General features: G+C 60.5%; 24 protein-coding genes. 19 read left to right on the forward strand and 5 right to left on the reverse strand.

The window, feature by feature from the left end; all coding sequences use genetic code 11:
- Positions 1-136: 136 nt before the first annotated feature.
- Positions 137-646 (reverse strand): thermonuclease family protein, encoded by a 510-nt coding sequence (locus H4I99_RS23905; RefSeq protein ID WP_163902527.1) that lies wholly within the window; start codon positions 644-646, stop codon positions 137-139.
- Positions 647-809: 163 nt separating this feature from the next.
- Positions 810-1061, reverse strand: coding sequence for a hypothetical protein (locus H4I99_RS23910; RefSeq protein WP_163902529.1), 252 nt, complete (start codon positions 1059-1061; stop codon positions 810-812).
- A gap of 558 nt (positions 1062-1619) precedes the next feature.
- On the opposite strand from H4I99_RS23910, the gene H4I99_RS23915 reads away from it, so the two are divergent.
- The 14 genes from H4I99_RS23915 (at position 1620) to glpK (ending at position 17410) form a co-directional block, all read left to right on the forward strand.
- Positions 1620-3215: an ABC transporter substrate-binding protein gene (locus H4I99_RS23915; protein ID WP_163902531.1), complete on the forward strand. Its 1596-nt coding sequence runs from the start codon at positions 1620-1622 to the stop codon at positions 3213-3215.
- Between the two features lie 180 nt (positions 3216-3395).
- A complete protein-coding gene (locus H4I99_RS23920) occupies positions 3396-4400 on the forward strand; it encodes an ABC transporter permease subunit (protein WP_163902532.1) in 1005 nt (334 codons plus the stop codon).
- A 16-nt stretch (positions 4401-4416) separates the two neighbouring features.
- Complete coding sequence (locus H4I99_RS23925) at positions 4417-5325, forward strand: ABC transporter permease subunit (RefSeq protein WP_099056027.1); 909 nt, start codon at positions 4417-4419, stop codon at positions 5323-5325.
- Between the two features lies 1 nt (position 5326).
- Positions 5327-6175, forward strand: coding sequence for an ABC transporter ATP-binding protein (locus tag H4I99_RS23930; RefSeq protein ID WP_163902534.1), 849 nt, complete (start codon positions 5327-5329; stop codon positions 6173-6175).
- A complete protein-coding gene (locus H4I99_RS23935; RefSeq protein ID WP_163902536.1) occupies positions 6172-7035 on the forward strand; it encodes a dipeptide ABC transporter ATP-binding protein in 864 nt (287 codons plus the stop codon). The genes H4I99_RS23930 and H4I99_RS23935 overlap by 4 nt, the downstream gene beginning before the upstream one ends.
- Positions 7036-7311: 276 nt before the next feature.
- Positions 7312-8076 (forward strand): DeoR/GlpR family DNA-binding transcription regulator, encoded by a 765-nt coding sequence (locus tag H4I99_RS23940; protein ID WP_163902538.1) that lies wholly within the window; start codon positions 7312-7314, stop codon positions 8074-8076.
- Positions 8077-8196: 120 nt separating this feature from the next.
- Positions 8197-9708, forward strand: coding sequence for a glycerol-3-phosphate dehydrogenase (locus H4I99_RS23945; protein ID WP_163902540.1), 1512 nt, complete (start codon positions 8197-8199; stop codon positions 9706-9708).
- A 61-nt stretch (positions 9709-9769) separates the two neighbouring features.
- Positions 9770-10852 carry an ABC transporter ATP-binding protein gene (locus tag H4I99_RS23950; protein WP_163902542.1) on the forward strand — a complete coding sequence of 361 codons (1083 nt, stop codon included), beginning with the start codon at positions 9770-9772 and terminating at the stop codon, positions 10850-10852.
- A 14-nt stretch (positions 10853-10866) separates the two neighbouring features.
- Complete coding sequence (locus tag H4I99_RS23955; protein WP_163902544.1) at positions 10867-11937, forward strand: ABC transporter ATP-binding protein; 1071 nt, start codon at positions 10867-10869, stop codon at positions 11935-11937.
- A 3-nt stretch (positions 11938-11940) separates the two neighbouring features.
- Positions 11941-12810 (forward strand): carbohydrate ABC transporter permease, encoded by an 870-nt coding sequence (locus H4I99_RS23960; RefSeq protein ID WP_163902545.1) that lies wholly within the window; start codon positions 11941-11943, stop codon positions 12808-12810.
- A 13-nt stretch (positions 12811-12823) separates the two neighbouring features.
- Entirely contained in the window at positions 12824-13639 is an 816-nt protein-coding gene (locus H4I99_RS23965) for a carbohydrate ABC transporter permease (protein ID WP_163902547.1), read from the forward strand.
- A gap of 12 nt (positions 13640-13651) precedes the next feature.
- On the forward strand, positions 13652-13933 hold the full coding sequence (locus H4I99_RS23970; protein ID WP_163902549.1) for a DUF2160 domain-containing protein: 282 nt from the start codon (positions 13652-13654) through the stop codon (positions 13931-13933).
- 79 nt (positions 13934-14012) lie between these two features.
- On the forward strand, positions 14013-15734 hold the full coding sequence (locus H4I99_RS23975; RefSeq protein WP_163902551.1) for an ABC transporter substrate-binding protein: 1722 nt from the start codon (positions 14013-14015) through the stop codon (positions 15732-15734).
- A 179-nt stretch (positions 15735-15913) separates the two neighbouring features.
- Positions 15914-17410, forward strand: coding sequence for a glycerol kinase GlpK (glpK, locus tag H4I99_RS23980; RefSeq protein WP_163902553.1), 1497 nt, complete (start codon positions 15914-15916; stop codon positions 17408-17410).
- Between the two features lie 3 nt (positions 17411-17413).
- On the opposite strand, the gene H4I99_RS23985 is transcribed toward glpK, so the two are convergent.
- The 3 genes from H4I99_RS23985 to H4I99_RS23995 form a co-directional block, all read right to left on the reverse strand.
- Positions 17414-19039, reverse strand: a complete 1626-nt coding sequence (locus tag H4I99_RS23985) for a cisplatin damage response ATP-dependent DNA ligase (protein ID WP_163902554.1) — start codon at positions 19037-19039, stop codon at positions 17414-17416.
- Between the two features lie 7 nt (positions 19040-19046).
- Positions 19047-20057 carry a ligase-associated DNA damage response exonuclease gene (locus H4I99_RS23990; RefSeq protein ID WP_163905991.1) on the reverse strand — a complete coding sequence of 337 codons (1011 nt, stop codon included), beginning with the start codon at positions 20055-20057 and terminating at the stop codon, positions 19047-19049.
- Positions 20058-20181: 124 nt separating this feature from the next.
- Positions 20182-21927, reverse strand: a complete 1746-nt coding sequence (locus H4I99_RS23995; protein WP_163902556.1) for a methyl-accepting chemotaxis protein — start codon at positions 21925-21927, stop codon at positions 20182-20184.
- Between the two features lie 312 nt (positions 21928-22239).
- Between H4I99_RS23995 and H4I99_RS24000 the strand changes: the two genes are divergently transcribed.
- The 5 genes from H4I99_RS24000 to H4I99_RS24020 form a co-directional block, all read left to right on the forward strand.
- The gene (locus tag H4I99_RS24000; protein WP_163902558.1) at positions 22240-22560 is read left to right on the forward strand and encodes an STAS domain-containing protein; all 321 of its coding nucleotides are present in this window, start codon (positions 22240-22242) and stop codon (positions 22558-22560) included.
- Entirely contained in the window at positions 22557-22925 is a 369-nt protein-coding gene (locus H4I99_RS24005; RefSeq protein WP_099056040.1) for a response regulator, read from the forward strand. The genes H4I99_RS24000 and H4I99_RS24005 overlap by 4 nt, the downstream gene beginning before the upstream one ends.
- Complete coding sequence (locus H4I99_RS24010; RefSeq protein ID WP_163902560.1) at positions 22922-24958, forward strand: chemotaxis protein CheA; 2037 nt, start codon at positions 22922-22924, stop codon at positions 24956-24958. The genes H4I99_RS24005 and H4I99_RS24010 overlap by 4 nt, the downstream gene beginning before the upstream one ends.
- A 14-nt stretch (positions 24959-24972) precedes the next feature.
- On the forward strand, positions 24973-25476 hold the full coding sequence (locus tag H4I99_RS24015; protein WP_244625288.1) for a chemotaxis protein CheW: 504 nt from the start codon (positions 24973-24975) through the stop codon (positions 25474-25476).
- Between the two features lie 18 nt (positions 25477-25494).
- Positions 25495-26458, forward strand: a 964-nt coding sequence (locus H4I99_RS24020) for a HAMP domain-containing protein (protein ID WP_186663409.1), incomplete at its 3' end; no start/stop codon positions are given.

Below are 26458 nucleotides of genomic sequence, written 5' to 3' on the forward strand. Positions count from 1 at the left end.
CCTGCAATGTGTGGCGAGCTGTATTCATGGACGCAGTCAATGCAAAGCCGGTCTTGCAGATGATCTTATCCTCATGCGGATGTCGGGAACCGATTTGTCAACCTGGCTCCAGGGGACGTCTTCCGGGCGAAGACGGCTAACCCGAAAGCGCGGCGTGAAGCATGTCCCTCAGATCGCTGCCGTCAACAATGCACTCAACTTCCTGACCGCTTTCCGCGCCTCGAATGACCCGGCATTCCACCCTTTGATTCCGCAAGACATTATCAAGCGCCTTGAAGGCCTTCAGCCCGCAAGCCTGCCGGCGTCCCGATCTCGTCATGCAGATCCTGTCGCGTTCGATCGGTGCGACACCGGCCAGCCGGAAGTCCGTTCCGTCATACCGGAATGTCGTATTGTCCATCACCCGAATCCGGTTCGCGGTTCGCAGTTTCACGGGATAAGGGTCCGTGGCTGGAGCGATCCGTTCATAGGTCTGGATTGAGCGATCGATGACAACGGGATTCTGCGTCCATACGACCTGTGAGGAAATGTCGAGATGATGGGACGGGGTGGAGCCATCCGTCCATGAGGATGCCAGGTATACCAAGCTGATTACCAGCATGATTGCCGCAGCAAGTCTGGAAAGAAGTTCAAGCAGCGCTGGCATCTGTTGTTCCGGCAAGGACGATTGTTTAGAACATACAATGCCGTCCGTTCAGGACCGGTTCCGAAGATTATTCCAATTTAAGCAATCTCGCGGATTTCCGTCGTGAGAATGTCGGTGCGTTGTGATGCAGGCGGCTACGGTCTGTGCTGCGCATCCGCCAGGGTTACTGGCAGTCCTCGGACCATGTGCGCTGTTCGCCGCGGAATGTGCACGCACTGTTACCCTGACGGGTATTCTTGCGATAATAGTCCCGTCTTGCCCGCTGTGAATCATTACCGGCACACCGGTCTGGCATGCGCTGGCAATCGACGTAGTTCTTGTTACTGACGCGCGGATTGCGAGGATCGATCACGTCGGAATACGCGGGAAAAGAAACCGCCACTGCGGCGGAAAGAGCAAGTACCCAAAGCTTCACGATAATTCTCCCCACACGGTTTTCTTCATTCTCTATATGGGCAGTTCAGCCAGAATTTCCATTCGGCTTTCTTGCTGAGACGTCTAACCGATAATAGTCGGCGTGCGAGCTTGCCTGCCGGTGGCGTCGAACGCTGGCAGGGCGCTTCATCATGTCACGTGTAGATGAGATGTTGGTGCAGAGGAGACGCACGACGAGCGACATGCCTGACGGCGGGATAGCATTCGATTTCCGACGAAATTAATGGAATTTCGACGGTGCGAAACGTTTAACAAAACTGCGCAGTGGCAGAAATTTGACTAAGTTGGTTCAAAACTGCGGCAGAATCTCTCTTTACATCGATTCTTTTACCGATAAGAAAAAAGACAGAGCGCCTGCAGGGCCAGACCGGTCAGTGATGAGACTGTTCAAATCGCGACCGCTTTTGGATCGGCAGGGCGCCCGCCCGCGTGGGGTTTGCCACGTAAAGAACGGCGTCGCGCGAAAATTGGGGTGCGCTACGCCAGAAAGAAACAGGCGAAACCGGAACAACCGGATTTCACCAATGGGAGACTACCAATGAAATTGAAGTTTGGCTTTGCTGCGGCTCTGCTCGCGGCCACGTTCCTTTCCACGGCGGCCAGCGCCAAGACCTTCGTTTACTGCTCCGAAGGTTCGCCGGAAGGCTTCGACCCGGGTCTCTACACCGCCGGCACGACCTTCGATGCGTCGGCCCATCCGGTCTACAGCCGCCTGCTGGAATTCGAGCCGGGCACGACCAACCCGGTTGCCGGTCTCGCAGAAAGCTGGACCGTCTCGGAAGACGGCAAGGAATACGTCTTCAAGCTGCGTCCCGGCGTGAAGTTCCAGACGACCGATTTCTTCACTCCTACCCGCGAGCTTAACGCTGACGACGTCGTCTTCTCGATCGAGCGCCAGATCAAGGCCGATCATCCCTGGCACCAGTATGTACCGGGCACGTCCTGGGAATATGCCGCCGGAATGGGTTTCCCGGAACTCATCAAGTCCGTCGAGAAGGTCGATGATCTGACGGTGAAGTTCGTCCTCAATCGCGCTGAAGCCCCGTTCCTTGCCAACATCGCAATGCCGTTCGCTTCTATCCTGTCGAAGGAATATGCCGACAAGCTCGATGCTGAAGGAAAGAAGGAACAGTTGAACCAGATGCCGGTCGGCACCGGTCCGTTCACCTTCGTAGGTTACCAGCAGGATGCCGTCATCCGCTACAAGAAGAACGCCGACTACTGGGGTGGCGCTCCGAAGATCGACGACCTCGTCTTCGCAATCACCACCGACGGTGCCGTTCGGTATCAGAAGCTGAAGGCTGGCGAATGCCACCTGATGCCGTTCCCGAATGCTGCCGACGTCGAGACCATGAAGGCCGATCCGGCTCTGAAGGTCATGGAACAGGAAGGCCTGAACGTCGCCTATCTGGCCTATAACACGACCCAGCCGCCCTTTGACAAGGTCGAAGTCCGCAAGGCGCTGAACAAGGCGATCAACAAGAAGGCGATCGTTGATGCCGTGTTCCAGGGCATGGCAGCTCCGGCCAAGAACCCGATCCCGCCGACCATGTGGTCCTATAACGACAAGATCGAAGACGATACCTACGACCTCGACGCCGCCAAGAAGATGCTCGAGGAAGCGGGTGTCAAGGATCTGTCGATGAAGATCTGGGCCATGCCGGTATCGCGTCCCTACATGCTGAACGCGCGTCGCGCGGCCGAAATCATGCAGGACGACTTCGCCAAGATCGGCGTCAAGGTCGAGATCGTTTCCTACGAGTGGGCCGAATACCTCGACCGCTCCAAGGCCAAGGACCGCGATGGCGCCGCCATGCTCGGCTGGACCGGCGACAATGGTGACCCGGACAACTTCCTCGACACCCTGCTCGGCTGCGAAGCCGTGGGCGGCAACAACCGCGCCCAGTGGTGCAACCCGGAATTCGACGCTCTCGTGAAGAAGGCAAAGGTAACCTCCGACAAGGCTGAGCGCACCAAGCTCTACGAAGAGGCTCAGGTCATCTTCAAGCGCGAAGCTCCTTGGGCAACGCTCGATCACTCCCTGTCCGTCGTTCCGATGCGCAAGGAAGTTTCCGGCTTCGTCCAGAGCCCGCTCGGCGACTTCACCTTCGAAAACGTCGATATTGCCGAGTAATCGTCAAGACTGAATGGATCACCGCGGAAGCCCGGCGCTTCCGCGGTGATTGCATGAGAGCCCGGCGGTTGTTACCGTCAGGCCCCAAAGGCTCAGGAAGGCAGATGTTGCTTCCGAGCAGGACCGGCCCGGGATGGCCGGCGATTACAGACCTCCAAGAAAAACATAAGCGGGTCCATCATGTTTGGCTTTCTCCTGCGACGGCTTGCCGTCCTCATCCCGACATTCGTCGGGGTCTCGATCATAGCCTTCGCCTTCATCCGGCTCCTGCCGGGCGATCCGGTAGCGTTGCTGTCCGGCGAACGGGTCATGTCGCCCGAGCGGCATGCCCAGATCAGCCACCAGCTCGGCCTCGACCGGCCGCTGGTCATCCAGTATTTCGATTATCTGGGCGGTGTGCTGAAGGGTGATTTCGGCTCCTCGATCGTTTCCAAGTCTCCGATCCTTGATCAATTCTTGTCGCTGTTTCCGGCAACGGTCGAGCTGTCCTTCTGCGCCATCGTCATTGCGATTGCGCTCGGCATTCCGGCTGGTGTCATCGCGGCGATCAAGCGCGGTTCGGTGTTCGACCAGTCGATGATGGGGGTCGCCCTCGTCGGCTATTCCATGCCCATCTTTTGGTGGGGCCTGCTGCTCATCATCCTGTTCTCCGGCATGCTGCAGTGGACGCCGGTATCTGGCCGCATCTCACTGATGTATTTCTTCCCGCCGGTAACTGGCTTCATGCTGATCGACTCGCTGCTGTCGGGGCAGAAGGGCGCTTTCACCTCGGCGCTCAGCCATCTGATCCTGCCGTCGATCGTGCTGGCCACCATTCCGCTCGCGGTCATCGCCCGCCAGACGCGTTCGGCCATGCTCGAAGTGCTGTCGGAAGACTATATCCGCACGGCGCGAGCCAAGGGCCTTTCGCCGTTCCGGGTGATCGGCCTGCATGCCCTGCGTAACGCCATGATCCCGGTCATCACCACGATTGGCCTGCAGATCGGCGTCATGCTCGCCGGCGCAATCCTGACCGAGACGATCTTCTCCTGGCCGGGTATCGGCAAATGGATGGTCGATAGCGTCTTCCGTCGCGACTATCCGGTGATCCAGGGTGGCCTTCTTCTGATCGCCGGCATCATCATGGTCGTCAATCTCATTGTTGATCTGCTCTACGGTCTGATCAACCCGCGTATCCGCCACTAAGAGGTGAAAAAACTCCATGGCTGAGACAACTCAGGGACAGACGGTTTCCAGCGCGGCGATGCGCCGTCAGATGCTGGCCGAATTCTGGTTCTATTTCTCCGAAAACCGCGGGGCGGTGATCGGCCTCTTCGTCTTCCTCGCGCTCGTGCTGATCGCGGTCTTCGCGCCGCTGGTCGCACCCCACTCCCCGTTCGAACAGTATCGCGACGCCATCCTTGTGCCGCCATCCTGGCTCGAAGGCGGCAACAGCACCTATCTTCTGGGTACGGATCCCGTCGGTCGCGACATCCTTTCACGTCTGATCTACGGCGCCCAGTACTCGCTGTTCATCGGCGTCTTCGTCACCACGCTGTCGCTGACAGGCGGCATTCTCGTCGGTCTGATCGCCGGTTATTACCGCGGCTGGATCGATACCGTCATCATGCGCCTGATGGACATCATCCTGGCCTTCCCGTCGCTGCTTCTTGCGCTGGTGCTGGTCGCGATCCTCGGACCGAGCCTGACCAACGGCATGATCGCCATCGCACTCACCCTGCAGCCGCATTTCGTGCGCCTTACCCGCGCTGCGGTCATGGCGGAGAAAAGCCGTGACTACGTGACCGCCGCCCGCCTCGCAGGTGCTGGTCCCTTCCGGCTGATGTTCCGCACCATCCTGCCGAACTGCACCGCGCCGCTGATCGTTCAGGCGACGCTGTCCTTCTCCAACGCGATCCTCGATGCCGCCGCCCTCGGCTTTCTCGGCATGGGTGCCCAGCCTCCGGCCCCGGAATGGGGAACCATGCTCGCCGAAGCCCGCGAGTTCATCCTGCGCGCCTGGTGGGTCGTCACCTTTCCCGGTCTTGCAATCCTCATCACCGTGCTCGCCATCAACCTGATGGGCGACGGCCTGCGTGATGCGCTCGACCCGAAACTGAAGAGGTCCTGACATGGCGCTTCTCGATATTCAGAACCTGACCGTCGAATTCGAAACGGCCTCCGGCTGGTTCAAGGCGGTCGATGGCGTATCGCTTTCGGTGGAAGCCGGCGAAGTGCTGGCGATAGTCGGCGAATCCGGCTCCGGAAAGTCGGTCTCGATGCTCGCCGTCATGGGCCTTCTGCCCTGGACGGCGAAGATCACCGCCGACAGCATGCTCTTTCAGGGCAAGGACATCATGCGGATCTCACCTGCCGAACGGCGCAAGCTGATCGGCAAGGATATCGCCATGATCTTCCAGGAACCGGTGGCAAGCCTCAATCCCTGCTTCACCGTCGGTTTCCAGATCGAGGAAGTGCTGCGCATTCACATGGGCCTCGGCAAGACGGCCCGTCGCGAGCGCGCCATCGAGCTCTTCCGGCTGGTCGGCCTGCCCGATCCGGCCGAGCGGCTCAACCACTTCCCGCACCAGATGTCCGGCGGCCAGTGCCAGCGCGTCATGATCGCCATGGCGATCGCCTGCAATCCGACGCTTCTGATCGCAGACGAACCCACCACCGCGCTCGACGTGACCATCCAGAAGCAGATCCTAGATCTTCTGATGGACCTGCAGACGAAGAACGGCATGGGCCTGATCATGATTACCCATGACATGGGTGTCGTGGCCGAGACCGCCGACCGGGTGATCGTGCAGTACAAAGGCCGCAAGATGGAGGAGGCCGACGTACTCTCGCTCTTCGAAGCGCCGAAGAACGCCTATACGCGTGCCCTTCTTTCCGCCTTGCCGGAAAACGCGACCGGGGATCGCCTGACGACCGTTTCCGACTTCCTTGCAGGTTCGACCGCAGGAGAAAACGCATGAGCGACAAAACCACGACACAGACGCCGATGCTTGAGATCCGCAACATCAAGCGCGATTATCACGTGCCGACCGGCCTCTTTAAACCGGAGAAGGTCGTTCATGCCGTCAAGGGCGTGTCCTTCAAGCTGGAAACCGGCAAGACGCTCGCCATCGTCGGCGAAAGCGGCTGCGGCAAGTCCACCCTTGCCCGCATCCTGACCTTCATCGACGAACCCACAGCGGGCGAACTCCTGATCGAGGGCAAGACGGTCGACACCCGTCCGGGTCATCTCACCGCCGAGATGCGCCAGAAGGTGCAGATCGTCTTCCAGAACCCCTATGGTTCGCTCAATCCGCGCCAGAAGATCGGCGACGTGCTGGGCGAGCCGCTGGCGATCAACACGAGCATGACTGCTGCCGAACGCCGCGAGCGCGCGACCGAAATGCTGGTAAAGGTCGGCCTGGGACCGGAACACTATAACCGCTACCCGCACATGTTCTCCGGCGGCCAGCGCCAGCGTATCGCCATTGCGCGCGCGCTGATGCTGAAGCCGAAGCTGCTTGTGCTGGACGAGCCGGTTTCCGCTCTCGACCTTTCGGTGCAGGCGCAGGTGCTGAACCTGTTGGCGGACCTTCAGGACGAATTCGGCCTGACTTACGTCTTCATCAGTCACGATCTTTCGGTCGTGCGTTACATCGCCGACGAGGTGATGGTGATGTATTACGGCGAGGCCGTCGAATATGGCAGCCGCGACGAGGTCTTCTCCGATCCGAAGCACGATTATACCCGGACGCTGTTTGCCGCCACACCGCGCGCCGACGTGGACACGATCCGCGCCCGCGTTGCCGCAAAACGGGCCGGTGCTCCGAAGGTCGCCTGATAGCGTCCCGGCTATTGAACCAGGAAATTTGACAGGCCGGTGCGAAAGCGCCGGCCTTTTCTCTTCGCTAAAGCGTTTCGCGATCTTTCAGATTCGCTCCGTACGCCTTAAGCTTTTGTTTCATTGCATGTCGTTCCCGCAAAATCGTGGCACACTTTTGCGCGACATGCTCCATGTCACATGCTTTTCGCATTCCTCCCGCGACATACTTGCCCGGCTTTCGTTTTTCCGTAGGATGAAGAAAAACGAAAAAGAGAAATGAGAGGGAGGATCATCATGCTGCTTACCCCGCGTCAGGCGGAAATCGTTGCGCTCGCCAAAGAGCAGGGCCGCGTTCTGGTCGACGAACTCGCCAACCGGTTTTCCGTCACCCCCCAGACGATTCGCAAGGATCTGAACGACCTCTGCGACGGCCGGGCGTTGACGCGCATTCATGGCGGCGCGATTTTTCCGACAGGCAACGAGAACGTCAAATACGAGGCGCGGCGGTCGATTGCCGCCTCGGAAAAGCAAGCGATCGGCCGGGCAGCGGCCGCTCTCATCCCCGACAACTCGTCGCTTTTCATCAATATCGGCACCACCACCGAGGCGGTTGGCGAAGCGCTCATCGACCATCGCGAACTCATGGTTATCACCAATAATATCAACGTTGCCAATCGCTTGAGGGTCTTTCCATCGATCGAAGTGGTGATTGCAGGTGGCGTTGTTCGTGGCTCCGATGGGGGTATCGTCGGCGAAGCAGCGGTCGATTTCATTCGCCAGTTCAAGGTGGATTTCGCCGTCATCGGGGTGTCTGCGATTGATGGTGACGGCGCACTTCTCGACTTCGACTTTCGCGAGGTGAAGGTGGCGCAGGCCATCATGGCCAATGCTCGCCATGTCATATTGGTGAGCGATTCCAGCAAGTTCGAACGCACGGCTCCCGTGCGGATCGGCCATCTCTCGCAGGTGCACACTTTCATTACAGATCGCTGTCCGCTGGATGCCATCCGGACGATTTGCGCTGAAAACGACGTCAATCTGATTGAGACCGCATCGTGAGGCGCGGACTCGTGAAGGGTCGATAAATCTTCGTTTGACATTCGATTTTATTTCGAATTAGATAATCACACTTTCGCAATTGCAAAAAATTGTGCAATGCGAAATCGGGTGGGGATGATAATGTCAGGCGATACGGTTTTCGATCTCTTCGTGATCGGTGGCGGCATCAATGGCTGCGGCATTGCCCGCGACGCTGTTGGTCGCGGCTATTCCGTGGCGCTCGCCGAAATGAACGACTTCGCCTCCGGTACATCGTCCGGCGCGACCAAGCTCATTCACGGTGGCCTTCGCTATCTCGAACACTACGAGTTTCGTCTGGTGCGCGAGGCGCTGATGGAGCGCGAAGTGCTGTGGGCCATGGCCCCGCACATCATCTGGCCCATGCGCTTCGTCCTGCCGTTCCAGAAGGGTGGCATCCGCCCCGCATGGCTGATCCGCCTCGGACTCTTCCTTTACGATCATCTCGGCGGTCGCAAGCTTTTGCCGCCGACGAAGACGCTGGATCTTCGAAGCGATGTCGCCGGCAAGCCGTTGAAGCCGCTTTTCTCTCGGGCCTTCGAGTATTCGGATGGCTGGGTGGACGACGCGCGCATGGTCGTGCTGAATGCCCGCGATGCAGCCGACCGAGGCGCCACCATTCTCAGCCGCTCCAGGGTCGTGTCCGCGCGTCGGGAAGGTGAAGTCTGGGTGATCGAGGTCCGCAGTGAGCAGACCGGTGCCGTGACGACCTTCCGGTCCCGCATGCTGGTCAATGCCGCCGGTCCCTGGGTGGATCAGGTTCTGGCCGGCGCCTTCGGGCGCAACAATGTCCATAATGTCCGCCTCGTGCAGGGCAGCCATATCGTGGTGCGCAAGAAGTTCTCCGATCCGCGTGCTTACTTCTTCCAGAATCCGGATAACCGGATCATCTTCGCGATACCCTACGAGAAGGAATTCACGCTGATCGGCACCACGGACCGCGATTATTCTGGCGATCCGAAGAGCGTGAGAATCAGCGACGAGGAAACGGCATATCTTTGCAACGCCGCAAGCGAGTATTTCGCCGAGCCGGTGCTCCCTGAGGATATCGTCTGGACCTATTCGGCCGTTCGCCCGCTTTATGATGACGGCGCTTCCAAGGCGCAGGAAGCGACCCGCGATTATGTGCTGAAGCTCGACAGCGATGCGGCCGGTCCGCCGCTCCTGAACGTCTTCGGCGGCAAGCTCACCACCTATCGGCGGCTTGCGGAGCATGCGCTAGAAAAGATCGGCGAGGCAATCGGCATCAAGGGCTCGTCCTGGACTGGCAAGAGCCGTCTGCCGGGGGGTGATTTCGCTCCGACCGGCTACGAATCGGAAGTTTCGAAGCTCATAAAGCGCGCGCCGTTTCTGGCGCGGCCGCATGCCGAACGGCTCGTCCGCTGTTACGGCACGCTTGCAGGCGCAATCATCGGCAACGCGGCGCGGCCGGAGGATCTTGGCCGCTTCTTCGGAGGCACGCTTTACGAAGCGGAAGTGCGCTGGCTGATCGAAAAGGAATGGGCGCGCACGGCAGAGGATGTGCTGTGGCGGCGTACAAAGCAGGGATTGCTCCTGACGGCCGGGGAGGCTGCGGGACTTGAGGAGTACATGGCGGGCGTCGTCGTTTACTGACGAACCCGCACCAGACTGATCTGCATCTATCACCGACGGTTGGAGGAGGCCCGAGGAAACAATGCTCGAATTGCGCAATGTGTCGAAGATGGCGGGAGGCGAATTTCATATTCGCCCCACCGACCTGGCGTTACGGCGGGGAACGCTGAACGTCCTGCTCGGGCCGACGCTCTCCGGCAAGACCTCGCTGATGCGTCTCATGGCCGGCCTCGACAAGCCGACCGAAGGCACGATCCATTTCGACGGCGAGGACGTGACCGGCGTGCCCGTGCAAAAGCGCAACGTCGCCATGGTCTACCAGCAGTTCATCAATTATCCGGCGCTGACTGTTTATGAAAACATCGCTTCGCCGATGCGGATTGCCGGCAAGGATCGGGCGACCATCGATCGTGAAGTGCGCAAGGCGGCCGAGCTCCTGAAGCTCACCCCCTATCTCGACCGCACGCCGCTCAATCTTTCCGGCGGCCAGCAGCAGCGCACGGCGCTGGCGCGAGCAATCGTCAAGAAGGCCAATCTGGTCCTGCTCGACGAGCCGCTGGCAAACCTCGACTACAAGCTGCGCGAGGAACTGCGCGAGGAACTTCCGAAGATCTTTGCAGAATCCGGCGCGATCTTCGTTTATGCCACGACTGAACCATCCGAGGCGCTTTTGCTGGGTGGCAATACCGCAACGCTCCGCGAGGGCCGCGTCACCCAGTTCGGGCCGACGATCGAGGTCTATCGCCGTCCGGTCGATCTCCTGACCGCCAAGACCTTTGCCGATCCGCCGCTCAACACCATCGATGCCGTGAAGGCCGATGGCGTCTTCCGGGTTGGCGGGCAGGCAGCACTGCCGGTGCCGCCGCATCTGCTCGGCGTAGCGAATGGCCCGGTGACCGTCGCGTTCCAGCCGCATCACATTGCGCTGCGCCGTCAGCATGATGGCGTTGCGAGGGTGAGCGTTCGCACGCTGATTTCCGAGATTGCCGGGTCGGAAAGCTTCATTCACGTCGATTTTGCCGGCGCCCGCTGGGTCATGCTTGCCCATGGCATCCATGACATCGAGCCGGACCGCGAGATCGAGGTCTATGTCGATGCGCGCCATCTGATGGCGTTCGATGCCGAGGGTCACGCGCTGGGCGCGCCGATCCCTGAGACGGCGTGAGGGGGGCACAGATCATGGCACGCATCAATCTCCAGCATATCCGTCACGCCTACAGCGCCAAGGCGCAGGCTGCGGGTGACTATGCGCTCAAGGAAGTGCATCACGAATGGGCCGACGGCGGTGCTTACGCCCTGCTCGGCCCCTCCGGTTGCGGCAAGACGACGTTGCTCAACATCATTTCCGGGCTGTTGCATCCGTCCGACGGACGCATCGAGTTCGACGGGGTCGATGTGACCGAGCTTTCGACAGAACATCGTAACATTGCGCAGGTCTTCCAGTTCCCGGTCGTCTACGACACGATGACGGTGTTCGACAATCTCGCCTTTCCGCTACGCAACCGGCATGTGCCGGAAGCGGAAGTACAGCGCCGCGTCGCCGAAATCCTCGAAATGATCGACCTTGGCGGCATGGCGAAGCGTCGGGCGCAGGGCTTGACCGCCGACCAGAAGCAGAAGATTTCGCTTGGCCGCGGTCTGGTGCGCTCGGACGTCAATGCGATCCTCTTCGACGAGCCGCTGACGGTGATCGATCCGCACATGAAATGGGTGCTGCGTTCGCAGTTGAAGCGGCTGCATCGCCAGTCCGGCTTCACCATGGTCTATGTCACCCACGACCAGACCGAGGCGCTCACCTTCGCCGACAAGGTGGTGGTGATGTATGACGGCCAGATCGTGCAGATCGGCACGCCGGCCGAGCTTTTCGAAAAGCCGAGCCACACCTTCGTCGGCTATTTCATCGGCTCTCCGGGCATGAACGTCATGCCGGTCGCGGTCGAGGGTTCATCTGCCCGCATCGGCGATCAGATCATTCCGCTTGCCGGCGCGCCCAAGGTCGGCGCCAGCGGCAAGATCGAGCTTGGCATTCGTCCGGAATTCATCCGTCTCGGACGCGAAGGCATGCCGGTGCAGGTCAACAAGGTCGAGGATATCGGCCGCCAGAAAATCGTTCGCGCCACATTCTGCGGCCAGCCACTGTCGATCGTCGTTCCGGAGGATGACGAGGTGCCGACGGAGGCGCGCATCACTTTCGAACAGAAGGCGATCGGCATCTACGCCGATTCCTGGCGCGTGGGCACGGAGGGCTGAACCATGGAAAAGACCTGGAACAACAAGGCCTGGTTCATGGTGCTGCCGGTGTTGGTGCTGGTGGCCTTCTCGGCGGTCATTCCGCTGATGACGGTGGTGAACTATTCGGTTCAGGACACCTTCGGCAACAACCAGTTCTTCTGGGCCGGCACGGACTGGTTCACGCAGATGCTGGAATCAGACCGTTTCTGGGACGCTCTCGTCCGCAACCTGTTCTTCTCGATGGTGATCCTCGCGATCGAGGTGCCGCTCGGCATCCTGATTGCGCTCAACATGCCGAAAACGGGTCTCGGCGTTCCCGTCTGCCTCGTCCTGATGGCGCTGCCGCTGCTCATTCCGTGGAACGTCGTCGGCACCATCTGGCAGGTCTTCGGCCGTGTGGATATCGGTCTGCTCGGCCATACGCTGACGGCGCTCGGTATTTCCTACAACTATACGCAGGATCCGACGGCAGCATGGATCACCGTCATCGTCATGGACGTGTGGCACTGGACGAGCCTCGTCGTGCTGCTCTGCTATGCCGGCCTCGTTTCGATCCCCGATGCCTATTATCAGGCGGCCAAGATCGACGGTGCCTCACGCTGGTCGGTGTTCCGCTACATCCAGCTGCCGAAGATGAAGCGCGTGCTTCTGATCGCCGTGCTGCTGCGCTTCATGGACAGCTTCATGATCTACACCGAGCCCTTCGTCGTCACCGGCGGCGGCCCCGGCAACTCCACGACCTTCCTGTCGATCGACCTCGTCAAGATGGCGGTCGGCCAGTTCGACCTCGGACCGGCAGCGGCCATGTCGATCATCTATTTCCTGATCATCCTGGCCCTGTCCTGGATCTTCTACACCGTCATGACCATCAACGACGCACCGCAGAATTGAGGGAGGCAGGACCATGAACCACGATACCCGCGGCAAGCTCTCCTTCCTCGTTCCGACGATCTACATCCTCTTCCTGATCCTGCCGATCTACTGGCTGGTCAACATGAGCTTCAAGGAAAACAGCGAGATCCTCGGTGCCCTGTCGCTCTGGCCGAAGAACCCGACGCTCAGGAACTACGCGGTGATCTTCACCGATCCCTCCTGGTACAAGGGCTACATCAACTCGATCATCTACGTGGTGATGAACACCGTGATCTCGGTCACGGCGGCCCTTCCGGCGGCCTACGCCTTCTCGCGCTACCGCTTCCTTGGCGACAAGCATCTGTTCTTCTGGCTGCTCACCAACCGCATGGCGCCGCCGGCGGTCTTCGCGTTGCCTTTCTTCCAGCTCTATTCCGCCTTCGGCCTGATCGACACTCACATCGCGGTGGCCATCGCCCACTGCCTGTTCAACGTGCCGCTCGCCGTCTGGATCCTCGAAGGCTTCATGTCCGGCGTGCCGAAGGAGATCGACGAGACCGCCTATATCGACGGCTATTCCTTCCCGAAATTCTTTGTGAAGATCTTCATGCCGCTGATCGCCTCCGGCATCGGTGTCGCCGCCTTCTTCTGCTTCATGTTCTCGTGGGTCGAGCTTCTTATTGCCCGCACACTGACCACTACGGACGCCAAGCCGATTGCCGCGATCATGACCCGTACGGTCTCCGCTTCGGGCATGGATTGGGGCGTGTTGGCCGCCGCCGGCGTGCTGACCATCATTCCCGGCGCGCTCGTCATCTATTTCGTCCGCAACTACATCGCCAAGGGCTTTGCCCTCGGCCGCGTGTGACAGGAGGCTGCTATGGATTTCTCATGGATGGCCTGGACGCTTCCGACGGCCCTCTTCTTCATCATCATCTTCCTGCTGATCGCAGCGATGGGGGTGTGGGAGTATTTCTCGCCCGGCGGTAATCCGCGTGTCGGCATATTGCGCTTTGAAACCACCCGCGGCGACCGACTGTTCGTGTCGCTGCTCGGTTCGGCATTCATTCATCTTGCCTGGCTGGGACTTGGCGGTCCCAGCCTCTGGTGGGCTCTCGCCTTGTCAGTGGTCTACGCGATCGGCGTATTCCGCTTTGTGTGAGGCAGAAAGAACGGGTGGCGGGGAGGTTCGCCATCCACGACGACGAAAACTGCAATCGCAAACCCTTGGGAGGACAATCATGCGACGGCATCTTTTGACGACGACGGCAGCCATGCTGCTGGCATTGACCGGTACGGCTTTCGCCGGCATGGACGAGGCAAAACAGTTCTTGGACAAGGAAATCGGTGACGTTTCATCGCTTTCGCGCGCCGACCAGGAAAAGGAAATGCAGTGGTTCATCGACGCTGCCAAGCCCTTTGCCGGTATGGACATCAAGGTGGTCTCGGAAACCATCACTACCCATGAATACGAATCCAAGGTTCTGGCGCCCGCCTTTACCGCGATCACCGGCATCAAGATCACTCATGATCTGATCGGCGAAGGCGACGTCATCGAGAAGCTGCAGACACAGATGCAGTCGGGCGAGAACATCTATGACGCCTATGTCAACGATAGCGACCTGATCGGCACCCATTGGCGCTACCAGCAGGCCCGTTCGCTGACCGACTTCATGGCCAATGAAGGCAAGGACGTCACCAACCCCGGCCTCGACATCGACGACTTCATCGGCAAGTCCTTCACCACTGCCCCGGACGGCAAGCTCTACCAGCTGCCCGACCAGCAGTTCGCCAACCTCTACTGGTTCCGTTACGACTGGTTCAACGACGCCAAGAACAAGGAGGACTTCAAGGCTAAGTACGGCTACGACCTCGGCGTTCCGGTCAACTGGTCGGCTTACGAGGATATCGCCGAGTTCTTCACCGGCCGCGAGATCGACGGCAAGAAGGTCTATGGACACATGGATTACGGCAAGAAGGACCCGTCGCTCGGCTGGCGCTTCACCGACGCCTGGCTGTCGATGGCCGGCAACGGCGACAAGGGCATCCCGAACGGGCTGCCGGTCGACGAATGGGGCATCAAGGTCGACGAGAAGTCGCGTCCGGTCGGCTCCTGCGTTGCCCGTGGCGGTGACACCAACGGCCCGGCTGCGGTCTATTCGATCCAGAAGTATCTCGATTGGCTGAAGGCCTATGCTCCGGCTTCCGCCGCCGGCATGACCTTCTCGGAGTCCGGTCCGGTGCCGTCTCAGGGTGAAGTCGCCCAGCAGATGTTCACCTACACGGCTTTCACCGCCGACTTCGTCAAGGACGGCCTGCCGGTCGTGAATGCGGACGGCACGCCGAAGTGGCGTTTCGCTCCGTCTCCGCATGGCGTCTACTGGAAGGATGGCATGAAACTCGGCTATCAGGACGCCGGTTCCTGGACGCTGATGAAGTCGACTCCTGACGACCGCGCCAAGGCCGCATGGCTCTACGCCCAGTTCGTCACTTCGAAGACGGTCGACGTCAAGAAGAGCCATGTCGGCCTGACCTTCATCCGTCAGTCGACGCTGGATCATCAGTCCTTCACCGATCGCGCGCCGAAGCTCGGTGGTCTCGTCGAGTTCTATCGTTCGCCGGCTCGCCTGCAGTGGTCGCCGACGGGTACGAACATTCCTGACTATCCGAAGCTCGCCCAGCTCTGGTGGCAGGCAATCGGCGATGCCTCTTCCGGCGCCAAGACCGCGCAGGAAGCCATGGACTCGCTGTGCGCCGAGCAGGAAAAGGTTCTTTCTCGCCTCGAACGCTCCGGCGTTCAGGGCGACATGGGTCCGAAGCTCGCCGAAGAGCATGACATCGAGTATTGGCACAAGGATGCCGTCGCGAAGGGCAACCTCGCACCGCAGCTGAAGATCGAGAACGAGAAGGAAAAGCCCCTTACCGTCAACTATGACGAACTCGTCGCCAGCTGGAAGAAGTAAATCCCGGTAAAATCGGGAAAAGACCGGGGCGCTTCTCGCGCCCCGGTCGCCTGTTGTTCGGGAATGAAGACGTTTCCGAAAAATGCGTAGCGGTCTTGCGTCCGTAATGGCGCCGGACAAGGAGAAAGAGCAAGGCAGGCGATCTGGTTTCACCTGTCATGCGAAAGGGAGCGAATTCCATGGGTGGTTACATCCTCGCCATCGACCAGGGAACCACATCCAGCCGCACCGTGGTCTTCGATGGAGACATGACGATCGCCGGCGTGGGGCAGCAGGAATTCACGCAGCATTTTCCGTCCTCCGGCTGGGTGGAACACGACGCCGAGGAAATCTGGCGAAGCGTTCTCGCAACCGTTCGAACAGCGCTTGCCAAGGCAAGCGTATCCGCTGCCGACATCACCGCGATCGGCATCACCAACCAGCGCGAAACGACCGTCGTCTGGGACCGCAGGACCGGCGAGCCGATGCATCGCGCGATCGTCTGGCAGGACCGCCGCACGGCCCGTTTCTGCGAGGAGTTGAAGGAAAAAGGTCTCGAACCGAAGTTTACCGAAAAGACCGGCCTGCTGCTCGACCCCTATTTTTCCGGCACCAAGCTTGCCTGGCTGCTGGAGAATGTCGAGGGACTGCGCGCCCGCGCCGAGGCTGGCGAGGTCTGCTTCGGCACAGTGGATAGCTGGCTCATCTACAAGCTGACGGACGGCAAGGTGCATGTCACCGATGCCACGAACGCCTCCCGAACCCTTCTTTACAATATCGGCGAAAACCGCTGGGACGACGAGTTGCTGTCGATCCTCGGCATTCCCGCCGCCATGCTGCCGGAGGTCAAGGATTGCGCCGCCGATTTCGGCGTGACCGATCCGGCGATTTTCGGGGTCGCTATCCCCATTCTGGGCGTTGCCGGCGATCAGCAGGCGGCGGTGATCGGCAATGCCTGCTTCGAGCCGGGCATGATGAAATCCACCTATGGCACCGGCTGCTTCGCGCTGCTCAACACGGGCACCGACCGGGTCGCCTCGTCGAACCGGCTGCTGACGACCATCGCCTATCGGCTGGACGGGGTGACGACCTATGCGCTGGAAGGCTCGATCTTCATCGCCGGTGCGGCGGTGCAGTGGTTGCGCGATGAACTCGGTTTCATCGGCGTTTCATCCGAGGTGGGCGCGCTGGCCATGAAGGCGGACCCTAACCAGCGCGTCTACCTCGTGCCTGCCTTCACCGGCCTTGGCGCTCCCTACTGGGATGCGGAAGCGCGCGGCGCGATCTTCGGCCTGACGCGCAGCACCGGGCCGGAAGAATTCGCCCGCGCGGCGCTGGAAAGCGTCGCCTACCAGACCCACGACCTGTTGGAGGCGATGAAGAAGGACTGGAAGGGGGCGGCCGACAAGACGGTGCTGCGCGTCGATGGCGGCATGGTCGCCTCCGACTGGACCATGCAGCGGCTCGCCGACATCCTGGCAAGCCCGGTCGACCGGCCGGTGATCCTGGAAACCACGGTGTTGGGCGCCGCATGGCTCGCCGGTTCCCGCGCCGGCATCTGGCCGGATCGCCAGGGCTTCGCCGAGCATTGGCGTCGTGATCACCGTTTCGAACCCGTCATGCCCGAGGCCGAGCGGCTCACTGCAATCGCCGGTTGGCATGACAGCGTCTCCCGCTGCCTGACCAAGCGGCGTTGACACTCAGCTTGCCCTGTTGATCATGGCGACCAGCGTTTCCAGCCGGTCGGCCTCGCACGGCAGCTTGTCCTGCCTCAGCCGGGCGATGCGGGGGAACCGCATGGCCACGCCCGACTTGTGCCGGCCGGACCGTGAAATGCCTTCGAAGGCCACTTCCACGACGAAGCCGTGATCGGGCTCGGCGCGAAGCGCTCGCACCGGGCCGAACCGATCGACGGTGTTGTTGCGAACGTAGCGGTCGAGGACTTCGAGTTCCTCATCGGTAAAACCGAAATAGGCCTTGCCGACGGGAACGAGCATGTCCCCCTGTTCCGGGTCCGCGGTCCACACCCCGAAGGTGAAATCGGAATAGTAGCTCGAACGTTTACCGTGGCCGCGCTGCGCATACATCAGCACGGCGTCGGCATTCATCGGGTCTCGTTTCCATTTAAACCACGGCCCCTTGGCGCGCCCGGCCTGATAGCTGCTGTCGAGCCGCTTGATCATCACGCCCTCGATCACGGGATCGGGAGGCGTGGAGCGCAGACGGTCGAGTTCTTCCCAGGAGGAGAAGGGCACGAGCGGTGAAAGGTCGAAACGCGTCGGTGCGGCATTCTCGATCATGCGGGTGAGCCGCTGCCGCCGGTCGAGAAATGTCTCGCCGCGAATGTCGGCGTCGCGATCGAAGAGCATGTCATAGGCCCGGATGAAGGCCGGGTAGTCGCGGATCATCTTGCTGGAAACGGTCTTGCGGTTCAGCCGTTGTTGCAGGTCGGAAAAGGTACGGGTCGGCTCATTCGAGCGCAGGGTCCCACCGATCAGGAGTTCGCCGTCGATCACGCCTTCGAACTCGGCGGCCTCCAGTACATCCGGGAAGGATGCGGAAATGTCGTCACCTGAACGGGAATAGAGCTTTCGCCTTCCGCCGAAATGGGAAAGCTGCACGCGGATGCCGTCCCATTTCCATTCGGCGGCGAAGTCTTTCGGGTTCAGACCCTCCAGATCGCGGTCGCCGACGGGATTGGACAGCATGACCGAGTGAAAGATCGCCGGCGTCGCAAGAACCGGCTTCTCACCCCGGCCTTCCAGCCAGGCGAATAAAGGCTCATAGGGCGGATCGAGCCCATGCCAGAGCGTCTCGATCTCGGTCACGTCCTTCTGGCCGAGTTGCGCAAGTGCCTGCTTGGCAAGGCGGGCCGATACACCGATCCGCAGGCCACCGGTCACCAGCTTCAGAAAGGCGAAACGGCCGGATGTGTCGAGCGCGTCGAGAAGCCCCCGGACGACGCTGCGCGTGTCGCTGCGGCTGGCGGTCTGCAGGGCATGGATCACCTCGGAAAGCCGGGGCTGGTTTGCCGGCGAACGCTGCACCAGTCGGTCGCCATCCCAGACCAGCGAGATGGTTTCGGCGAGGTCCCCGACGTAATCGTAGGAATAGCGGAACAGCTCCTCATCCATCCGCTCCAGCACCAGCTCGCGCAGGAGAGCCGGCTTCACATTGGCAAGGTCGAGCGTACCGGCGAGAACGGCGAGCCCGTAACCCCTGTCGGGATCGGGGGTATCGCGGAAATAGTCGGTGAGCAGCGTCAGCTTGCCGTTGCGCGCGGGCGTCAGAACGAGGCGGTCGAGCAGGTCGGAGAAGGCTTTCATGACGCAGTCAATCCCCCTCGTCCTCATAACCGACAAGATGCAGCGGCCGGGCCGCGATACCGTTCAGCTCGCACCAGCGGACCAGCGCCTCCTCGCGGCCATGGGTCACCCAGACCTGCTCGGGTGCGATCTCCCGAATCGTCGCGGTCAGTTCCGGCCAGTCGCAATGATCGGAAATGACGAGCGGCAACTCGACGCCCCGCTGCTTGGCGCGCTGGCGGATCATCATCCAGCCGGAGGCGAAGATCGACAACGGATCGTGAAAGCGGCGCGCCCAGCGGTCATTGAAGGCGGATGGCGGACCGATGACGACCTTGCCACGAAATCCGTCCGCGGCCATCGCATCGTCGGTCGCCGGCCTGATTTCGCCAAGCGGAATGCCCTCGCTCGTATAATACTCGCTGAGCCGGGCGAGTGCGCCGTGGATATAGACCGGCTCGTCATATCCTGCGCGGCGAATGAGCGAGATCACCCGCTGCGCCTTGCCCAGCGCGTAGGCGCCGACCAGATGGCTGCGATCCGGAAACTGCGAGAGCGAGGTGATGAGCCTGCCGATTTCCCGCATGGGATCGGGGTGATGAAAGACCGGAAGCGCGAAGGTGGCTTCGGTAATGAAGACATCGCATGCGACCGGCACGAACGGCGCGCAGGTGGGATCGCTGCTGCGCTTGTAATCGCCGGAAACGACGATTCGCGTCCCTTCTTTCTCGATCGCAATCTGGGCTGATCCCAGTACATGGCCGGCGGGATGAAAGCTGACGGTGACGCCGTTCACATCCAGGGATTGGCCAAATGCAATCGCCTGTTCGCTGTGACAGAAATCCGGCCCGAGGCGAATGCGCATGATGTCGAGCGTCTGTCGGGTGGCGAGCACTTTTTCGTGACCGGGCCGTGCGTGGTCGGAATGGCCATGCGTGATCAGTGCCCGCGAAACCGGTCGGACCGGATCGACGTGGAAATCGCCGGATGGGCAGTAGAGGCCTTCCGGCGTCGGGTGGAGGAGGGCTTCCGGCTTGATCATCCTGTTTCACATAGGGTGGAGGTGATTGTCCCGCCAGTGTCCTCCGGGTGTAAAACGAATGCGGGACCTGCATCCGATAATGCAGGTCCCGCAAATGACTCAGTCTCTTGTTCGAAATGCCTCAGAAGAAGGCGGATTCGAAGAGATCCTCATCGTCATCCGCGGATGAAGCTGCAGCGACCGGAGCGGTTGCAGTTGCTGGAAGCGGAAGAACGGCGGCGTGAATTTCGCGTTCGGCGACCATGGTGTAGGTGCGGTAGATCTGGCTGCCGATGCCCTCGATGGCAGGGCCGAGATCTGAAAGATCCGGCTGGGCGCCCTGGGCTGCCTCGGCAATCTCATCCGCGCAGCGTTCGAGAATATCGCCGAGCTCCGCCTTGTAATCGAGCTGGACCATGGCCTTTTCCATGCGCTCGGCGGCGTCGCGTCCGTCCTCGCCAAGGCGGGCAAGATCCTTCTCCATGCCGTCTCCCGCGCTCTGGATGCGCGATGCCGCCGAATGCAGGCGCTGGCCGAGGTTAGCCTCCCCGTCGGAACCGTCGGTTCCCTCGGCCATTTCGGCAGCTGCCTCCTGAAGCGCGTGCAGCGCGGTCAGGATCGCTTCCGCCGTCTCGTCCATCTGGCCGGCGAAATTGCGCAGTTCCGCCGTCACCACATTGATGGCGCGGCCTTCCTCGCCGATGCGGCTGCAGCGAAGGTTGGTGTTCAGCGCCATATACTGGATATCTGTGCGCACCACGCGGACGATCTCGATGCCGGACACCAGTTCGCCGACCAGTTCGGCGGTGCTGCGGCTGAGGTCGGTTGCTTCGAGCGATGCCGCCTCCACGGTTGTCACGATCTGCTGGGCCGCGGCCACGTTCTGTTCCAGCTGCCGGATTGCCCGGCTGTTGCCGCTCTCGCCGTTCCCGGCCATCAGGTCGCGTAGCGACAGCATTTCGCCGATATCGCCGCTGAAGCTTCCCATGGTGTTGACGATCTTCGTCGTGTCGCGACCGAAATCTCCGCTCGTCTGTTCGAGCTGGCGGGCGACCAGACAGGTGATGGCGAGCGAAAGCCTGTTTTTCTGGTCCTCGGAAAGCGAGCGTCCCTCGCCGGTTTCGAGATAATCGCCAAGGATCGCGAAGGCCGACTGGCAATGCTCGATGCGCTGTCGGGAAATATCGCCGATCTGCATGGCGGAAAGCACGGTTGCAAGTTTCATCTGCACACCGCCTGCAAGCTTGCGCACACGCTGGGCGGTGGCGCCGAGCGTGCGGTGCTGCTCGGTCAGGAGTTCGCTACTCTGGGCAAGATCCTTGACAATGCCGGGAACCACGGTTTCGAACTGCTGCAGGATCTCCCTGCCGCGGGCCGCTGCCGGATCGAGGCGCTTGCCGAGCTGGTCGAGCGTCTCGGCAAATTTGTCGACCTGGTTTGCGCCATACTGGATGCGCTCGATGATTTCCTCGGCAAAGCCGGCAAAATCTGCGATGCCGGCGCCGGTGATCTTGGCGGTGATGGCGAAGGTGCGCAGGTAGCGCAGCGTCTCGCGCATCGTCACGACCTTGTCGCGCAGACCCTTCTCGATCGTTGAAATGGTGGCGAGCGCCGTCTGCCGGCGGCTTTCCCGCTCGGGGAGCGCCGAAAGCTCCGTCATGGTCGCCTTGAGTTCACGGCCTGTGGCATCGGCGCTGCCACCGTCAAGCGCGCCGGTTACTGCATCCAGCGTCGCCGCCAGCTTGTCGATCGATTCCAGCACCGAAAGCAGGATGGTGCCGCCCTCGAGAAAGCGTTTTTCGATGGCCGTGCGGGCCTGCTCGAGATCCGTCGAAATCGTGCTGGTGGTGGGAGCTGCGAAGTTATGGGTCAGTCTGGCGTGCTGCATTCTGTCTAATCCCCGCCCGTTTCAGGTCTTCTCGGCGCATTTTGAAATCCTGCGCTCTTTTGAAAGTCGAATTTGGCTACTCACTATTTCGGTGGCTTTTGGACAACCGAGGCCATGCTGCCCGAAGAAGTTTAAGTCATCCACAACGGGGGGACATATTTGTCGCCATTGGTAAAAGTCGGCTTTTCGACTTTGATCAAAATCTAACGAATATCGGGGAGTTAAAATTCATCCCAGTCCGTTTACGAGACATTAACCGTCCGATGCGAGCGTTTTGCAATGCAGTAACTGCTTCGCATGCTTGGAGAAACGATGTCGCCCGGTGCCGCAATATTTAAACTGGATGGTCCATGTACGATCCGAAACGCGACAGATATTCATAAGGATTTATTAGATTTCATTTGTATTAACGATCGCATTTCGCTGGAAATAGCAGGGAGTGCGGACGTAGATGTCAGTTTCGTGCAGTTGATCGAGGCTGCACGCACTTATGCCGCTGGTCGCGGCAAATCCCTGGCTCTGAGCCATCCGGCAAGCGACAGGCTTCTCGATGTTCTCGATCGGGCTGGCCTTCTCGATGATCCCAAATCCGCAACATCCAGTTTCTGGCTCAATGGAGGAGACCTTCGATGAGCGCCAAAATTCTTACGGTGGATGACTCCGCAAGCGTTCGACTGACCACACGCATCGCGCTGACCAATGCAGGCTATCAGGTGACTGAAGCCGTCGACGGAACCGATGGCCTTGCCAAGGTGAACGGCGGGCAGTTCGACCTCATCATTACCGATCTCAACATGCCAAACATGGACGGGCTGACCATGATCAGGGAACTGCGCAAGGTCCCTGCCAACACCGGTATCCCGATCATCTTCCTCACAACCGAATCCGATGGTGACATCAAGCAGCAGGCTAAGGCCGCCGGTGCAACCGGCTGGCTTACCAAGCCTTTCGATCCCGAAAACCTCGTGAAGGTTGCAAAGAAGGTCCTTGGCAGATGACAGATGTCGATCCAATCGCAGTCTTCCTGATGGAAGCGACTGAATTGCTTGAACAGGTCGAGGCGGGGTTGCTCGACCTCACCAGCCGATTGGACGACAGGGACCAGATCGATGCGGTCTTTCGAGGTCTGCACACCCTGAAGGGGTCCGGTGCGATGTTCGGCTTCGACGCGCTGGCGGCCTTCACTCATCACTGTGAAACGGCATTCGACCGCGTGCGCAAGGGCGATGTGCCCGCCACCCAGGAACTCGTGGCTGCCGTTCTTGCCGCACAGGACCATATGCGGACTCTGCTCGAGACGCCGAACGGCGATCACGAGGAAAAGAGTGCCGAACTTCTCGCCGTATTGCACGCGGCCGTCGCCGGTTCGGGCGGATCGGTCGCCGAAACACCCGTAACAGCTGCCACACAAGCGGTGCAGCAGGACAAGGAAACAGGGGGCGCTTGGCGCATCCGTTTCAGTCTGCCGCGGGATTCCATGGCGAATGGCACGAACCCGCTCGGCCTGCTCGACGAATTGCGCGATCTCGGCGAGTGCCGGATTGTTGCCGACACAAGCAAGGTTCCCCCGCTCGACGCGCTCGTACCGACGGAAATGCATCTCGCTTGGGATGTCCATCTCGTTACACAGGGCGGACGCGAAGCGATCGAGGATGTTTTCATTTTCGTCATGGACGATATGGAATTGTCGATCGAGCGCCTCAAGGATGAGGCTCCCGAGCCGGTCGCGGCCAAGGCACCGGTTCCTGCATCGCCCGCTATCGCACAGCCGGTAGCTCAGGCTCCCCAGGCTCCCGCCAAGGCAGCCGAAGCCACGACGTCTGCCACCGATAACAAGCCGCAGCAGCAGGCGAAGGCTGCGGAAAACGTGCGCGTTCCCGCCGAACGGCTCGACGAGCTGATGGATCGGGTGGGCGAACTGGTGATCGCCCAGTCGCGCCTTTCGCAGCTTGCCGATGCGACGATGGAAATCCAGCTGCGTGCGGTTTCTGAAGATATCGAACGCCTGTCGGGCGAACTACGCGATACGATGATGGTTCTGCGCATGATGCCGGTGGCAAGCCTTTTCGGTCGCTTCCGCCGTCTGGTACATGATCTTTCCCGAGAGACGGGCAAGAAGATCGATCTGGTCACCGAAGGGGAGACGACGGAAGTCGACAAGACCGTCATCGATCGGCTGGCCGATCCCCTGGTGCATCTGGTTCGCAACTCCATCGACCATGGTTTGGAACTGCCCGAAGATCGCCGAAACGCCGGCAAGGCCGAAACCGGTCGGATCATCCTTTCCGCGCATCAGTCGGGCGGCGAAGTCATCATCACCATCAGGGACGATGGCCGCGGTATCGACCGTACCCGTGTCAGGGCCAAGGCTGAATCTTCCGGCCTCGTCCAGCCGGGAGCGACATTGTCGGATCAGGAACTGTTGCAGATGATCTTCCAGCCTGGCTTCTCGACGGCTGCGACGATCACCAACCTCTCCGGTCGCGGCGTCGGCATGGATGTCGTGAAAAAGACAGTCGAGGCGCTTCGCGGCACGATCGAAATGACCAGCACGCCGGGCGAAGGCTCGGAGATCTCGCTGCGCATTCCACTGACGCTCGCAATCATTGATGGTCTTCTGGTGCGGGTCGGCAATGCGCCTTACGTCATTCCGCTTTCGGCAGTCGAGGAGTGCCTCGAACTTTCGGTCGAGGACGACATGCGTTCGCGTGGCCGCAGTTTCATCTCGCTGAGGGAAAGCCTCGTGCCGTTTATCCGGCTTCGCGAGCTTTTCCACACCGGCACCAAGCCTGATCCCTTCCAGAAGATCGTCGTCATCTCGACCGGCACAGAACGCGTCGGCCTGGTGGTTGACCAGATCATCGGCGACCACCAGACGGTCATCAAGTCATTGTCGAAGCTGCATCATGACGTGGCGACCTTCTCCGGCGCAACGATCCTCGGGGATGGCAGCGTCGCCCTTATCCTGGACGTCACCCATCTGGTGGCCTCGGGTCAACATCAGGAGGCGCAGTTGCGCGCGGCAGGATGAGCGGAGCACTGAAGATGGTAACGACCGGTTATTGGGGCGAAGCCGACGAAGCGGAAGTCCTGACCTTCGAACTGGCGGGCGAGACGTTCGCTTTCGATGCGGTCATCGTTCAGGAAATTCTCGATCTCCTGCCGGAAACGGCGGTGCCGGGGAGCCGACCATTTGTCGGCAGCGTCATCAATTTCCGCGGGAAGGTTATCCCCCTCGCGGACATAAGACTCGCATTTGGCATGGAAGCCACACAGCCTACGATCGATAGCCGGATCATCGTGATCGAACTGGATATCGAGGGCGAACCGACCTTGGTCGGCGTCCGGACTGACAAGGTGAATGAAGTCACCACACTCAATCGCGCCTCCAGCGAGCCGCCGCCAAGCGTCGGCATGCGTTGGCGTCCCGACTTCATTCACTGCCTGGTGAAGAGGGACAGCGATTTTATCATTCTGCCCAATCTGGAAGCGATCTTTTCCCAGAAGGTCGACCGCTCCCACCTCCACCTCGCCAATCTGTCCGCGTGACACAAGGATTCCGCCTTCATGCGCTTCACCATTAAACTGAAACTCGCACTGGCCTTTTCGGCAGTTATTATATTGCTTGCCGGTGTCGCTTTTTATGCGGTCACCAGCCTCTCCAGCCTCAATCAGGCGCTCGATTCCGTCATCAAGGGGCCCGCAAGGCAGCTGCAATACGCCATGCAGGTCAATATCGAACAGGCCGAACAGATTCGCGCCCAGCGTAACGCCTTGCTGCGCGCGACGGCGGAAGAAACGGAAGCCGACTACCGCAACGCAGAGCAGCGCACGCAGAACCTCGCTGACGTCATCGAGAAGGGTCTTCCGAACGCCAGCGAGGAAGGTCGCCCAATGTGGCTCGAACTGCAGACCACCACCAAAGCTCTCGGTGAAGTGACGAAGAAGATCGAGCAGATCCACAAGACGCAGGGTCGTGACTCGGCACTTGCCTACGCGACTGTCGAACTGGGCAAGGTCTCGCTGCCGTTGCGCGAACTCGCCATCAAGCTGCAAGACCAGGCCGTCGCCAACATGGAAAGGGCGCAGGTAGATGCAGCCCATAGTTACGAGCAGACACGTACCCTGCTGCTGACCGTGGCCGCCGTAGCCTTTGCCATCGCGCTCATTGCCGCAATCTGGCTGTCGCTGACGATCAGCCGGGGTCTCTTGCGCGCCGTGACTGCCGTCCGTCGCGTTGCTGAAGGCGATCTGACCAGCACGGCGCAGGTCACCACTCGCGATGAAGTCGGTGACCTTCTGACCTACGTTAATGAAATGGTGGAGCGCCTCCGTGGCGTGGTCGGTGACGCGCTTTCCGCGTCTGACAACGTATCGTCCGGTAGCCAGGAGCTTTCGGCGAGCTCGGAGCAGCTTTCGCAGGGTGCGACGGAACAGGCGGCTTCTGCTGAAGAGGCCTCTGCTTCGATGGAGCAGATGGCTGCCAATATCAAGCAGAACGCGGACAACGCCGCCCAGACGGAAAAGATCG

The sequence above is a fragment of the Paenirhizobium daejeonense genome (assembly GCF_014280875.1).
Taxonomy (GTDB): Bacteria; Pseudomonadota; Alphaproteobacteria; order Rhizobiales; family Rhizobiaceae; genus Allorhizobium; species Allorhizobium daejeonense.

Coding starts and splice junctions, on each gene's coding strand:
- H4I99_RS23905 (WP_163902527.1), bottom strand. CDS start 646: ATGCCAGCGCTGCTTGAACTTCTTTCCAGACTTGCTGCGGCAATCATG.
- H4I99_RS23915 (WP_163902531.1), top strand. CDS start 1,620: ATGAAATTGAAGTTTGGCTTTGCTGCGGCTCTGCTCGCGGCCACGTTC.
- H4I99_RS23920 (WP_163902532.1), top strand. CDS start 3,396: ATGTTTGGCTTTCTCCTGCGACGGCTTGCCGTCCTCATCCCGACATTC.
- H4I99_RS23925 (WP_099056027.1), top strand. CDS start 4,417: ATGGCTGAGACAACTCAGGGACAGACGGTTTCCAGCGCGGCGATGCGC.
- H4I99_RS23930 (WP_163902534.1), top strand. CDS start 5,327: ATGGCGCTTCTCGATATTCAGAACCTGACCGTCGAATTCGAAACGGCC.
- H4I99_RS23935 (WP_163902536.1), top strand. CDS start 6,172: ATGAGCGACAAAACCACGACACAGACGCCGATGCTTGAGATCCGCAAC.
- H4I99_RS23940 (WP_163902538.1), top strand. CDS start 7,312: ATGCTGCTTACCCCGCGTCAGGCGGAAATCGTTGCGCTCGCCAAAGAG.
- H4I99_RS23945 (WP_163902540.1), top strand. CDS start 8,197: ATGTCAGGCGATACGGTTTTCGATCTCTTCGTGATCGGTGGCGGCATC.
- H4I99_RS23950 (WP_163902542.1), top strand. CDS start 9,770: ATGCTCGAATTGCGCAATGTGTCGAAGATGGCGGGAGGCGAATTTCAT.
- H4I99_RS23955 (WP_163902544.1), top strand. CDS start 10,867: ATGGCACGCATCAATCTCCAGCATATCCGTCACGCCTACAGCGCCAAG.
- H4I99_RS23960 (WP_163902545.1), top strand. CDS start 11,941: ATGGAAAAGACCTGGAACAACAAGGCCTGGTTCATGGTGCTGCCGGTG.
- H4I99_RS23965 (WP_163902547.1), top strand. CDS start 12,824: ATGAACCACGATACCCGCGGCAAGCTCTCCTTCCTCGTTCCGACGATC.
- H4I99_RS23970 (WP_163902549.1), top strand. CDS start 13,652: ATGGATTTCTCATGGATGGCCTGGACGCTTCCGACGGCCCTCTTCTTC.
- H4I99_RS23975 (WP_163902551.1), top strand. CDS start 14,013: ATGCGACGGCATCTTTTGACGACGACGGCAGCCATGCTGCTGGCATTG.
- glpK (WP_163902553.1), top strand. CDS start 15,914: ATGGGTGGTTACATCCTCGCCATCGACCAGGGAACCACATCCAGCCGC.
- H4I99_RS23985 (WP_163902554.1), bottom strand. CDS start 19,039: ATGAAAGCCTTCTCCGACCTGCTCGACCGCCTCGTTCTGACGCCCGCG.
- H4I99_RS23995 (WP_163902556.1), bottom strand. CDS start 21,927: ATGCAGCACGCCAGACTGACCCATAACTTCGCAGCTCCCACCACCAGC.
- H4I99_RS24000 (WP_163902558.1), top strand. CDS start 22,240: ATGTCGCCCGGTGCCGCAATATTTAAACTGGATGGTCCATGTACGATC.
- H4I99_RS24005 (WP_099056040.1), top strand. CDS start 22,557: ATGAGCGCCAAAATTCTTACGGTGGATGACTCCGCAAGCGTTCGACTG.
- H4I99_RS24010 (WP_163902560.1), top strand. CDS start 22,922: ATGACAGATGTCGATCCAATCGCAGTCTTCCTGATGGAAGCGACTGAA.
- H4I99_RS24015 (WP_244625288.1), top strand. CDS start 24,973: ATGGTAACGACCGGTTATTGGGGCGAAGCCGACGAAGCGGAAGTCCTG.